Below are 13,585 nucleotides of genomic sequence, written 5' to 3'. Positions count from 1 at the left end.
TTACAGAGAAACCCTCAGTTTACCGTAGAATGCCCTGCCCGCCTTTTGCAAGCTAAAGTTATCATACAACTTTTCATCAGTAAGATTCTGACACTCGAATGAGATATTGTAACGCCCCTCTTTCAGAGAGTAGGAGACACTCACATTATGGGAGAACTGAGTAGGTACAACTGATTTACTCTCGCTACTGCCCAGTGCCTCCGAATAGAGGGGAAAACTCTTTACATAGAAATTATCGTAAGAAACCGTCAGCACATTCCCTTTCGCACCCAGGTCGTGACGGTAAAAAGTAATATCCGCATTAGCAAAAAGATAAGGGACATTGGGCATACGGGCTTTATAAGTATTACTGGGTGAGCCGGTAATGGTTGTCGCTACATTATCGCGTGTATTGATTTCGGTGAAGTTTCCTCCCACGCTCAACAGATTTGAAAAATTGTAGCGCGCAGTAAGGGTATACCCTTTCGTAAGCACTTTACCGTGGTTGACATAGGCAGCACCATAGCGTCCACCGCCCAGTCCCGTGATATTACGCTGGATATAATCCTTTATATCACGGTAAATCAATCCCCCCTCCAGGTAAATGGCATGTTTATCAAATGACTCATCAAGACTCACATTGAAGTTGATATTATGGCTGTTCTCGGGCTTGATCGCTATATCTCCGGTTTCCAGGTCTTCATCGCCAAACATTTCATTATTGGTAGGCAGGCGGTACACCTTCTCATAAGATATCTTGGCCTGTAAATTATCCATGATAAAATAGGTCCCGGCCGCACCATAACCGGTAGTGCTGATGGTTTTAGTGGCCCGTACAATTTCATCAAGTGAAGAGGAGGTAGCTATCGGGCCTGCCACATACTGATAGTAATATTTACCGAAGAGCGATGCATTCCATCTATCGTTGGGCATAAGCTGGTAAGAGAGACCGCTGACATTCTTCTGCGTTTCTTTGGGTATCGGGTCAGGGCCGGATCCGGGTGTCAGAAGCGACCTGTTGGAACGCCTGAAGGAGTTGATAATATGGTTGAATGTAAACGAATGGATATCCTTTAACCGGTAACGGGCAGAAACCGTTCCATTCCAGTTATTATTGTCTGATCGTAGATGCATGTATGACTGCTCCCCGGGCGTACCGGTCCGCAGACGTTTTTCTCCCCGCCAGTTAAATTCATAAGAGGAGGTATCTACATTATGCGTATTGTTTTTATTGTAGTTGGCCGTTAGCGTCACATCCAACCCATCCACAAACATATTCCGTTTGCGGTATTCGAGCGACGGCATCACAGAATGGCCCTTGCGGTATTTGCCACCAAAAACGATCTCCTGGCGTACGCCTGTCTGCAACTCTTTATATACCTGTGAATAAGTGACCCCAAATATCAACCGGTCTGCCCACGGTTTATCTACCAGACCGACTTTTCCTGATATCGCTTCATTATGAAAAGTATCATGGAACCGTTTTACATGCTCAATCTTTGACCTGTCGGTACTACTACCTCCGTCTGGCAAAAACTCTTTTACCGGCGTATCCACATAGTAATTATTATCGGAATAGTTTTGAAACGCATTTACCTCATAAGTCAGTCCGTTATCAAATGTTTGTCCGAAATTGAAGTAAGACTTATGGGTATTGAACGAACCATACGAATAGGAGGCATCGAGATGCCATTTCCTATTAAAACCTTTCCTGGTCACAATATTGATTACGCCGCCAATGGCATCGGTTCCAAACTCTACGGGTACTACCCCCTTGTATACCTCTATACGCTCGGCATAGTTTACAGGGATATTATTCAATCCGAACGATGCTCCCACACCTTCCTGAGGAACGCCGTCGATAAAGACTTTCACATGTTTCCCACTGAAGCCGTCCATCATAACCTGCATTTCAGATCCTACCCCACCGGTTTCGCGGATCCTGACACCAGACACCTTATTGAGCATGCCCGACAGATTAGTCGTTAAATTATGTTGTACCGTGGCATCCAGCGCTACGGCATTGTATGCCGACTCATTAATGCGTTGTACGGAAGATTTGGCTTCTATCACCACCTCCTGGAGTGCATATCTCTTCTCAGCCAACTCTACCGAAATCGTCATTCTCCCGCCCGGTTGCACGGTGATGGGTTGTTCATGTGTTTCGTACCCCATCATTTGCACACAAAACGTGTAACTCCCCGGCGCAACCTGCAAAAGGAAATCTCCCTTAATGTCCGATTGTGTACCCTGCTGGGTTTCTTTTATGTAGACGGTAGCAAACTCTACCGGATCACCTTTACTATCCTTTACGCTTCCCCGAATAACGGCCTGGCGGTCTTGTTGTGCAAATAAAGAATGAAAAAAGAAAATGAAAACGATTATCCCGGTCAGCCTTACATAAAGACTCTTTAATTGATTCATTTTTTATATTAATGGAATTACCTAAAATTTTAGGACAAAGATATAGGCAATAACATAAGGCATCAATTGCAAGAAATGAGTATTTTTCCGGTAGAAAATAACCATATATACCCACAAATGATAGAATTTGCAGGTAGAACATAGGCAAATAACCCTATTATAGTAACAACAGAGATTGATTGAGTAAGCGTTTTTGTTAAGCTAAATAAATAAAGACGTTCTATTCAGGCACATAAATTATTTCACCGTTCTCGAGTTCATAAGCCACCCCTACCCTACGACCTTTAGAGCCTGATGACTGATCGTCTGAGGGAGTATATTTATTGATTTTATTTCCTTCTTTAGTGATGATCTCCATGTTATCTTTGCCGGGATTCTTTACGATTGTATAATCTTCCTGCGTAAAGATTTCAGTCATATTCATATGCATCACCATGGCAACCATCAACGCCACAGCAAATACCATCGCTACGTCGAACAGGTTCACGATAACGCTTAGCGGATCGGTATCCTCTTCGCCTGAAAATTTGCTGATCCTTCTTTTTCTGCTCATGATATCAATTATTTTTTTCGGTTAAAATGCGGGAAACGTAATCGAGGTTATTCACATCTTTTGCATACCAACGTTGTTTGGTTTGTAATGTAACCAGTCCGATTGCGGATACCACAAGTCCGACGACCGTAGTAGCAAAAACCACTTGCATATTATACGCCATACCCGAAATATCTCCGGTGGAAAGTCCCACCAACGCCGGGCTCATGGCGATAAGCGTCCCGATCAGTCCGAGTACTGGTCCCATTTTGGCAAGCATCTTCGAGAGAGCCAGGTCTTTATCAGCCTCGTTCTCGAAATTCGAAATCAAGAAATCGGAGTATGCCTCGCTCGGAGGAGTGGTCAGCAAGTCACGCAGATACTTAATGAAAAGCGAATTGTCGTTTTTGGGAATAACAGCTTTTAATTCATCCATACTGAAATTCGACAACTCCTTGATTCTATTCCCTATCGCCTTGTCATTTTTCCGTTTGGTCATGAACTGGTCGTAAAAACTGCCGATGAGCAGCAATGAGCGCCCAAAAAGGAACAACAAAATAATAATATCGGGTATCAATAGACTATTGGCTACCCAGAATAACGTTTTTGAAATAACTTCCATTATTTGAATTTTTTAAACTTCCACTTATATTTGTTCCAGATATATCCTATTGCGAATAATACCACAAACAGGCCAATAGAATAGAGTATCGCCCGGATATTTAGCGGCTCTTTTGCCGCTGTGTAGGTGACATTCCCATTTACGGTTGTCAATAATCCCAATATGGCTACAAACAGGCTTACGAGAAAATGTACCTCCAGCCGCAATTCCTTTTCCGGTATAAAAAGTTTCATACCGCAGGAAGCGGCGGGAATGACAACAAAGGTAATTCCGGCAATGGTGTATGCAATGGTGTTGAAATTGGTTCCTGAGAGGCTGAATATAGCTTGTGTCAGCATATAAAACAGTACAGGGAACAACAAAAGGCTGGGATACCAGTATAATAACCGTACCCAATGCTTTTTCTTCTTGCCGAACATGGTCATCAACGCGGCAAAACAAAAAGCAAAACAGATGGCCGACTCTACCGTGATGAGCACAGCCATATCCTGCAATGCCTGACGGTTCGAGAGATAATCGTGCAACTGCGTTTTGGACTGGACAATAGCATATTGTTGTGCCCAAATCACAAAAATCGCACAAATAGCCCCGAAGATTACCGTCTGCCACCATTTCCAGAAACTAAGCTTCAGGATAGTGTTGATAATGATGAACAGGATCAATATCTGGATGATGATTTCCATCTTCTTTTGAGATACAAGATTCAAGAGCCAAGAACCAAGACTGTATTAATCTACTGGATGTATCTTGATTCTTGGATCTTGGTTCTTTATTCTAACAATTAGCTCCTCCTTTTCCTCCGCAAAATTAATAAAAGAATGACAAATACCAGAAGTACTACCGTGGCAACAATGATTCCGTTGAGTGAATTCTTTTCACCGTTCTCAATTTGCCCAACCTCCTGTTTTTTGAGGACTGTTCCTGCCGGGGTTACGCTCGCGTCGGCTCCGGGGGTTTTCATCGCGCGGATCTGCCTGTTGTAAACCTGGGCATCGGAAGGATCTACAGTCTGAGCAATATAATCCTGCAATTTGGTATTTCCTCCGGCAAAACCCGAGCCGGTCGAACCGAACTCTTTTACCAGATCGGTATGCAGTTTAGCAATATCAGCAAGCTGTTCGGGCGTGGCTTTCCACATACCTTTCCGTGCGGTTTCCATCATAATGGCAGTTACTTCCTGCAATACAGCCGGGCTTTTTTCCCTGAAAAACGCTTCCGTACCCAGATCGAATTTATCTTTTACATATACATCGTAGAGTTCATCCCATAATTCATTATCGATGACATTAGGTTTAGTAACGTTCCATCCGAAGGTATTGGTCACCACTTCGGTAATCTGTGTAGCGCTCGACGCGCCACCTTTCATTACCTCCTTGATATATTCGGGATTGAGTATGGTGGCACGCGATTCAACACCGATGGCCTCTTTCAGATCCTGCATTTTGGCATTATTACGGTTACGGTAATCGGCAAAATAGGCGTCAGGGTCTTTACCGGTCACATTGCGGATAGCAAGATTCATCCCGCCCATAAATTCGTACACATGGTCGAGGCTTAATGCACCCCAGGTATTATTCTGACGTGGTTGGACAATCACATCCGTATTACTGAGAACAGTACGGAGAAGTCCTGCCTGGAATTCGCCCCAATTCTTATCGCTTCCATAATCCGCCCCCATATTATTGATATAGGCATCGGCAATTTCTTTTTCCGATTCCCATTTATCGCTGCTGGTAATCATTTCCTGAATACCTGTACCATACATACCGTTGATCCCTCCGAATACGCGGCGGGTAGACATGACGCGGGCATCTTTGGGCGATATACCCTGTTCAACCAACTGGCGTTCTATCTCAACGGTACTTTTCGACACGAGGTTTTCATACTTTTCATCTTTTGCCGCCGCAGCCATTTCTACAGCTCTCGAAATAAGCATCAGACGCGATGCGGCCAGATCGCGGAACTGCCCTGACGTCTGTACGACCACATCGATACGCGGACGGCCCAACTCCTCAGCAGGTATAAGCCGGAGTTCGGAAACGCGACCGTAGGTATCACGCACCGGTTCAACGCCCAGCATGTACAATACCTGGGCGATGGTGGTTCCTTCGCTTTCGATAAACTCACTGCTCCAGAAGGTATAACTCACCTTACGCGGATACTCGCTATGCTCCTTATGATATTGCTCGAGCGTGGTTTTTACCAACCCCACTCCTCTGTCCCAGGCCACTTCCGACGGAGTGGCTTCGGCATTTACCGAGTAGAGGTTTCTTCCGGTGGGAACCCCGTTGGGGTTTGCCACCGCATCACCGCCCGAAGAAGGCGCTACATATCCTCCGGAGAGCGCATTGATCATTGCTTTAAACTCGAGTTCGGGACTCTCTTCCAACGCCGATTTATAATGGAGAATGTTGCGGATGGTACGTTCAATCTCGGCAATCATACGGGCCTTTTCCTTCTGTTCTTTAGTATATTCAGGCGCTTGGGATTGTCCCGGCATACCCGCTCCAGCCGGACGTGATTCACTTTTTGTCACCGATAAGTCTTTAGTGGCACCTACTTCCGGACGTTTCGGCATCTCAGCTTTAGCAGGGCCGTCTTTCGGCATAGCTGTTTCCGGTTTTTTCGAGTCATCTTTCGGAGTATCATTGCCTGACGCCATCATTGCCGCCATACCTCTTTTGGGTGGATTCAGAATAGTTTTACTCTCTCCCAGCTCTGCAGCGGTAATCCCTGCTACCGCACATACGAGTTCATCATCGACGGTTTTTCCGGCCAGGACCTGATTGACCAGATTTTTTGCCGGATCAAGGTACGCTTGTGTGAAGAATGTTTTGCTCTTCAACTGGTTTTCGGTTACTTTTCCTCTTTGTTTATCGAGAGAGGAGAGGCTGTAAGCAATCGGATCGGCGCTCATAGCCAGCACGGTAGATTTTATTTTTTCGGGTGTATAGGGTTCACCCGAAATATAAAGTTGACCGTTTATCTTTTCATTGGCAATCTCTTCTGCGTAGTTCTCTATCCTCTCTATTTCTTCGATGGTATATGGCTGGGAAATTACGCTGTCCAGACGCAAATCGCGGTGGACACCCATCGCCACAGCAATCTTTTTAACCTCTACCGATGCTGTGGGTTGCTGTGCTTCACCGGTTCTATAATATTCCCGTATCTTATCCTGTAACGATTTGAACTGCGAACGGGTATTGCTCTCCGTGAAAGCAGGAGTAAGATAAGAGATGGTGGTAGCATACGAACGCCGTTTTGCCATCATGCTTTCACCGATATTACCGATAGTGTAATAGTAAAAGTGGGGAATGGTACCGACTAAACGGTCGCCCCAGTCGTTACTGCTCAGCGCCACCTGTTTTTGTGGTGTGAACTCAAGGCTGCCGTGTGTTCCGAAATGGATCAAGGCATCAGCTTTAAACCCGAACTGAGTCCATAAATAAGAGCCGATATAGGTGTGCGGCGGGGGCATTTTCGCCCCGTGAACGATAGCAAAATCATCATCGCCCAATGCAGCCATGGGTTGAGGCAACAAGACCACATTTCCCAATTGTATGCGAGCCACGGCAATGTATTCTTCTCCATTCTCAACAACGCTCATGTAGGCTCCCGGTGCTTCGCCGTACACATCGGTCACTTCTTTATAGGATTCCTTTGATAAGGTTTGACCTACCCATGTTTCGTAATCCTGCTTTTTAACCAGTTGCGGATTACCTTTTTTTAAAAATTCGTCGAATGCTCCTTCGGCATAGGTGCTCAACACCGAACCTTGTGTCATCAACAGATTCTCGAACTCTTTTTCGGTTGCCGGGAGGTTATCCACCTTGTACCCTTCGGCTTTTAAACGCTTCAACAGGTTATAGAGGGCAGGCACGGTTTCCAGACCCTGCGCTGCCAATGTTTCCTGTCCCGCTCCCTTAAAATAATAGATAGCGACTTTTTTTTCCGCATTCTTCTTATGTTTGAGGGCGATCATGTTATTGACAATCGCCGTGAAACTTTTAAGCCTGTCGGGGATTGTTCTGAAAACATACAGACCCTCATTGTTTTTTTCCTGGGCTACCAATGAATAGGGATAAATGGCGCCGTCAAGTTCCGGCATAACAATGGTCTGTCCCATAAAGCCGCCGAACATTCCCATCGGGTCTTTCATCCAGTCTTCCTTGAGTTGCAGAATAGTAATCGGCGTAAAAACAGGAATATTCCGGCTCTTTAACCATTCCACGGCTGCATCCGGCTGTCCCATCAAAAGACGTCCGTGTGGAAAATAAACCACCGCATCGGGATTCACCTGTTCCAGGAAATCCATGCGTTTTGTCATTGAAGAGATGGGGTAGACATTCAATCCCGAATTCTGCAGCGACATGATCAGGCTGTCCAGATGTTCTTTATTACCACTGAACGGATCATGAATGCCGGCTATAATGGCGACCTTATCGGCTCCGTCCTTGTAAAAGGCCTGCTTTTTGAGATATGCCTCATATTCATTCACCTCTTCGAAAGACACATTCTCATCGATATGAAAAAACGCATCAGACACACTTTCCACTACAGGCTCTGCCTCGGTGGCAAACAGGATTTTCTTGTCGATATTCCGGCGTATATAACGCGCCATATTCTGGTAATTGGCCTTATTACCGCTGCTAAGATAACCGGATATCTGCTCTAAATTCGTACTGTCCAGGTTGCAGATATTATTTTGCGGATTGGTTACGGCAAACATATAAACCGGCGTTCCTTTGTCTGCTGCCGATTGGATCTGTGCACGCTGCTCTTCCGATACTTTCAGCCCCATACCGAAACCCAGCACGAAATCATAATTTTTCAATTTACCGACCTCTTCCACCGAAACCTCTTCGAATTTTATAAATTTATCGGCGTTCGATAACGAGATATTCGATACCTGAAAAGACTGGAAATTAAACAAGGCGATTCTGGTGGGGGCAGCCATTTTCTGCCAGGCTATCCATCCTGCAGCAATAATGACCAGGGCGCATAAAGCGATGAGCGTATATTTCTTTTTCATATAGATATAAACTATTTACTGTTTTTTGAGGATGCTTCCTTATAACTTCCATTTTAACCCGATATAATATGTTCTTCCGGGCGATATACTCGAATAAAAACTTGAAAATTTAGGCTTATAATCGAAAAGATTATTTATCCCGGCATTCAACGTCAGGTTGAAAGGAAGCGCCTGTGCAAACGACAAGCAGCAAATAGCATATCCGTCGTAATGCACCTTGTATTCTTCGGAAACTTCCTTCTCAATCCCCGTTTCGTTATCAGTATCCGTAATATCTCCGGTTCCGTAAATATCCATCCCTCCGAAATATTTTCCGCTGAAACTGATTGTAGGATTATATTTCCCGAAAACAGGAATGATATAGTCTATCCGCCCGGTTGACGAAAAAGGACGTATAATCGACCTTTTCCCAAGATTATCGGTCACTACAGAGGAAGCTACTTTCAAAGAAAGGTTATTGGTTATCTGGCTGGTAACCGATAACTCCGTACTCCATACATTGGCATCCCCAATATTGGCATACAGCACTGTATCCTGGTTTGCCCACAATGTACTTACCATATCTTCGATAAGGGAATATTGCGTCATAGCAGTGATAACCGTTTTCCCGAGAGACAGTTCGGCCGAGAGGTTGAAGTTATTACTTTTCTCTGCCTTCATATCTTTGTTACCGATAATCTGAAATCCCCCACCATCGGGATGGAACCAATCGGTATATAATTCTTTGAGAGTGGGCGAACGGAAACCGCCTGAATATCCACCCCGGACGGTGAACCGGGGAGTAAACTTAAACATCGCCGATAGACGGGGCGTAAGATGACCCTTAAATTGTGAATGATAATCGTAACGCAAACCGGTTACGAGTGTAAATTTCTCAGCCAACAGCCATTCCTGCTGGGTATAAACGGCATAAGTCTGCGCGTCACGCTTCGCATTGCTCCCGTCGCTCTCAAACATAAATGTCATCAGATTATCGGAAAAATATTCGGCACCGGCTACCAACGAGTGTCCCGCAGCGAAAGAAAGGGTATACATCCCATTGAATCGCTGTTGGGAATTTTCATAGGTTTTTTCTTTTTCGCTCAACAATTTGTAGTATTTGAACTTGTCATATCGATCGAAATTCCCGGAAATCTGTAAATGCTGAGCATCCGATATTTTGTAATCCGCTTTTAATCCGCCCGAATAGTTATAGTAGCGGTCGGTAACTTTTGTTCCGTCCAAACCTCCGGGATTTCTCTCCTTGAAATAATATCCCCCCTTTGTCTCTAAATGTAACTTCTCAGAGACATCTATCCCTACCCGGGGATTAACACTGTAATCCTTATATCCGGCGATATAAGTTTCACTTAACGGATATTCCACTTTATCTCCGTTGGCAAACCATTGAGTAAGAGGTTCCCGGTCTTTCAGCAAGTAGGGATCCATCGATTTGAATGATGCCGTCAGGTTTGCATATCCCCATTTTCTGCGTGTGCCTACGGTATAGCGGTAATTCTGTTCGTTATTACTCCCGAATCTTACATTAGCTCCTGTTTCAAATGTTTTCCGCGGCTTTTGGGTGATAATATTAATCACTCCTCCCACAGCATTGGAGCCGTAGAGGGAAGATGCTGCTCCTTTCACAATCTCGATTTGCTGCACATTGTCCATATCCACCCGGTTATAATCTATATTATCGAACGTTTCGCCCGCCATACGTTCGCCGTCCACCAGAAACAACACATATTTGCCTCCGAAGCCAAGCATATTGATATTGGCATAACCGCCATTGTTGGTAAACTCTACCCCGGGCAGTTCGTATTCCAGTAAATCCCTGAAATTGGTTATCTGCATGCGTTCAATGGCTTTGGACGAAATCATCTGAGTCTGTATAGGAACATTTTTCAGCAACCGTTCTGTACGGGTTGCCGTCACAACAACCTGATCCAGATCAATCGTCTGTTCGCACAGCGATATGGTGATTATCGGACTTTCATTTTTTGAGGGAACGGAAACCGGTATGCGCTTATCCTCATAACCGATTGATGAAACGGCAAAGGTATAATCACCTTCCGCCACTTCTTCAATAACGAATTTTCCCGATTCGTCGGAAATAGCCCCTTTGGTTGTGCCGAGTATTCCTACACTGACAAGATGTATACCTTCCTGCGACCTGCAATCAATAATCCGGCCTTCTATTCGCTGGTGCTGTGCGTTAAGCCCAATACCAGTGATAAAGAATATTGCCAACAGTATAATCCTCATACCTATTATCTAAAAACAAGATTGCCTGAACAGTGAAAACTATCAGACAATCTTGCCAATTTTCTCTTATCAAGATCTTTTAGTTGAACCTGGTGCTTCCGCCTGCATTATACTGATATCTGAAGCTAACGTAGCCCGCAGTATTCTTCTCATCTTTGTTGTCATACAACCAGAGTTTTACATAGTTACCGTCTGCGGCTTTCACAACATAGATCCAATTATGAACGGTGTATTTGGGAGGCGGGTTACTTGTATCAACCGTCAGCCACGTTGTAACCGTCTGAGAAAAAGGTTGATCCTCTTCCGTTATACCATCCCCTGTAAATGCAGTTGTTATCTTTCCGACCTGGTCTTTTATATAACCACTCGCAGGTGCTTCCGTCACTGCATTCCAATTTGTTTGCTGGGTATTGATTGCTTCCCCTTTTCCTTTACCTGACGCACCTCCATTCAGGCGGACATCACCCCGATGGAAAGCAATATCCCACGTCAGATCGTTCTGATGATCAGTAACGGTAACAAACTCTCCTTTCGAGAAAGAGAAATATTTCCAATCGGTATATGATCTGACATCTTCAAATTTCACATCTTTTACTTCACCCGGAAGAGCCGGCTCTTTGTCATCCTTATCACAAGCAGCCAAGAATAAGACGCTGAGCAACATTAAAAAACCAAACTTTTTCATTTTCTTATATTAAAATTGTTATTAATAATAAAAACGCAAAGTTATTGGCAATTAACCACCACCACAATCCCTATAAATTATCATTTTTTCCAACTTATATTATAATATTAGGGTATTGCTGTTTAAAATCTGCTGATGTCTATCGAGACTCCGGCAGAAAATGTAGTGCCTGTCGTATATGGGGAATTACTGTAATAGTAGTCGGGAACGTAATTGAACAGGTTGTCGATACCAACAATCAGGTTAATCCCCTGTCGAAAGGTTTGCATCAGGCTGAGTTTCCAGATCGTATATCCGGGATAGGTAACCTCCTCCATCTCTTCATAGGAAGTGAGCGACGTATATTCATAAGTGGTGAGCTTCGAAAGGAGACGTCCGTTCAACGCTATATTAAAACCGTATTTCCTCCATGTCTTACCGTATTCTATGCGGGCTGTGGCCGCATGAGGGCGGGTTTGCGACAGCAGAGGCTGTCCTTTTTCTATTTTTTCGTGAGTGAAAGCATAGGAGAGACGGGCACCGATACCGGATGGTAACCGGACAGATGCGTTTGCATCTATGCCAGTAATATTGATTTTGGCAATATTCATGTACTGCATTCCTTTCAATTCCGTGTTCCATATGGTTGTGATGCGGTTATCCACAATATTGTGATACCCCGTCAGCGAAAAATTATAATACTGGCTGGTGTACTCACCGGAAAGGGAAAAATTATGGCTCGATTCGGCTTTCAAATCCCGATTTCCATAAATCATAAAAACACTTGCCATGTCGAAATTCATATACATTTCCTTGAGAGTGGGAGCACGAAAACCTCCGGCATAAGAACTCCGAAAGTTAAAGCGTCCCTGTTTGAACATCAATCCGATTTTAGGCGAAACATGGCTGATATCCGCATCGGAGAAATAGTCATACCGCAACCCGCTGATTATATTCAGTTTTTCAGTGGGTGTCCAGTCGTATTGGGCAAAAATATCCGCTACATGCTGCAGGTAACTGGCATTGTCCTTGAACTGGTAACTCATCAGGTAATCGCGCATATAGTCGCCACCTACCGTCAGCATATTTTTGCTATTAAAAGAATAGTTATACAATCCTTTCAAATTGTGTTGCACATTGCTGTAATTACGCACATCGAGGCGGTCTTCAACCAGGAAACTGCTCTTATCGTATTGGTCAAACGAGTATGCCAGCTCCAGATTACTTTTTTGATGAAAGGCATATTCCCCTTTTGCTCCTCCGTTGAAACTGCGATAACGGTCTTTGCTGCTGACCTGGGAATCGCGTTCACGGAAGAAGTAACCTCCCCGCCCGGTAAGTTTGAAGTTGTCCCCTAAATTGTATTGCAGCCGTTCTTTAACATTCAGCGTGCGGTTGCCGTATACTTTGGAATAGACTCCTTCATTTTTCATTTTAAGATCGCCGGCAGAGACATATTGTACGTTGGTTGCACTGCTCAACCGACCTGTATTGATACTTATGCTTCCACCGTGTCGTTGCTCGTTGTTCGTTGCCAATCGGGTGTTAAAATTAACATGTAGTGGTTCCACAGGTATTTTACTGATAATGTTCACCACGCCTCCCACGGCATTCGATCCGTAGAGCGATGAAGCTGCACCTTTGATGATCTCGATACGCTGCACATTATCAAGGTTGAGCCGGCTGTAGTCTATGTTCTCTAACGTTTCACCCGCAATCCGTTCTCCGTCTACAAGAAAAAGGACGGAATTTCCGCCGAAGCCCTGCATATTGAGCGATACCTGCTGGTTCATGGAATAAGTAAATTCGATACCCGGAAGTTCCGATTGGAGCAACTCTCCGATATGCGTTACATCCACTTTTCGTATCTCGTTTTCAGTAAATACTTTGGTGATAACCGGTGAATTTTTCAGTATTTTAGGGCTGCGTGTACCTGTAACTACTATTTCGTCGAGCATCGTGTCGTATGCAGCACTATCTGAATAAGTCCGGGTATCGATGGATTGTGCAGAAACAGGATTTATAAGGAAACAGCATCCTGTAAGTAAAAATACTGTTACCAATATTTTTTGCATAATAACGTTT

Annotated in this window: 8 protein-coding genes; all 8 read right to left on the bottom strand. The window is 44.4% G+C overall.

The genetic code is table 11. The features are described from left to right. Entirely contained in the window at positions 1–2,403 is a 2,403-nt protein-coding gene (locus PSM36_RS01865) for a TonB-dependent receptor (protein WP_076928543.1), read from the bottom strand. A gap of 220 nt (positions 2,404–2,623) precedes the next feature. Next, positions 2,624–2,956 carry a DUF2149 domain-containing protein gene (locus PSM36_RS01860; RefSeq protein ID WP_076928542.1) on the bottom strand — a complete coding sequence of 111 codons (333 nt, stop codon included), beginning with the start codon at positions 2,954–2,956 and terminating at the stop codon, positions 2,624–2,626. A gap of 4 nt (positions 2,957–2,960) precedes the next feature. Next, positions 2,961–3,557: a MotA/TolQ/ExbB proton channel family protein gene (locus PSM36_RS01855; protein WP_076928541.1), complete on the bottom strand. Its 597-nt coding sequence runs from the start codon at positions 3,555–3,557 to the stop codon at positions 2,961–2,963. Next, positions 3,557–4,240 carry a hypothetical protein gene (locus PSM36_RS01850; RefSeq protein ID WP_076928540.1) on the bottom strand — a complete coding sequence of 228 codons (684 nt, stop codon included), beginning with the start codon at positions 4,238–4,240 and terminating at the stop codon, positions 3,557–3,559. The genes PSM36_RS01855 and PSM36_RS01850 overlap by 1 nt, the downstream gene beginning before the upstream one ends. A gap of 98 nt (positions 4,241–4,338) precedes the next feature. Further along, positions 4,339–8,589, bottom strand: a complete 4,251-nt coding sequence (locus PSM36_RS01845) for a cobaltochelatase subunit CobN (RefSeq protein WP_076928539.1) — start codon at positions 8,587–8,589, stop codon at positions 4,339–4,341. Positions 8,590–8,628: 39 nt separating this feature from the next. Further along, entirely contained in the window at positions 8,629–10,836 is a 2,208-nt protein-coding gene (locus PSM36_RS01840; protein ID WP_076928538.1) for a TonB-dependent receptor, read from the bottom strand. A 79-nt stretch (positions 10,837–10,915) separates the two neighbouring features. Next, a complete protein-coding gene (locus tag PSM36_RS01835; protein WP_083710884.1) occupies positions 10,916–11,521 on the bottom strand; it encodes an HmuY family protein in 606 nt (201 codons plus the stop codon). Between the two features lie 122 nt (positions 11,522–11,643). Then, positions 11,644–13,575: a TonB-dependent receptor plug domain-containing protein gene (locus PSM36_RS01830; RefSeq protein ID WP_076928536.1), complete on the bottom strand. Its 1,932-nt coding sequence runs from the start codon at positions 13,573–13,575 to the stop codon at positions 11,644–11,646. Positions 13,576–13,585: the final 10 nt, after the last annotated feature.

Source organism: Proteiniphilum saccharofermentans, from assembly GCF_900095135.1.
Classification (GTDB): domain Bacteria; phylum Bacteroidota; class Bacteroidia; order Bacteroidales; family Dysgonomonadaceae; genus Proteiniphilum; species Proteiniphilum saccharofermentans.
This window is presented reverse-complemented; position numbering and strand designations above follow the sequence as displayed.

Coding starts and splice junctions, on each gene's coding strand:
- PSM36_RS01865 (WP_076928543.1), bottom strand. CDS start 2,403: ATGAATCAATTAAAGAGTCTTTATGTAAGGCTGACCGGGATAATCGTT.
- PSM36_RS01860 (WP_076928542.1), bottom strand. CDS start 2,956: ATGAGCAGAAAAAGAAGGATCAGCAAATTTTCAGGCGAAGAGGATACC.
- PSM36_RS01855 (WP_076928541.1), bottom strand. CDS start 3,557: ATGGAAGTTATTTCAAAAACGTTATTCTGGGTAGCCAATAGTCTATTG.
- PSM36_RS01850 (WP_076928540.1), bottom strand. CDS start 4,240: ATGGAAATCATCATCCAGATATTGATCCTGTTCATCATTATCAACACT.
- PSM36_RS01845 (WP_076928539.1), bottom strand. CDS start 8,589: ATGAAAAAGAAATATACGCTCATCGCTTTATGCGCCCTGGTCATTATT.
- PSM36_RS01840 (WP_076928538.1), bottom strand. CDS start 10,836: ATGAGGATTATACTGTTGGCAATATTCTTTATCACTGGTATTGGGCTT.
- PSM36_RS01835 (WP_083710884.1), bottom strand. CDS start 11,521: ATGAAAAAGTTTGGTTTTTTAATGTTGCTCAGCGTCTTATTCTTGGCT.
- PSM36_RS01830 (WP_076928536.1), bottom strand. CDS start 13,575: ATGCAAAAAATATTGGTAACAGTATTTTTACTTACAGGATGCTGTTTC.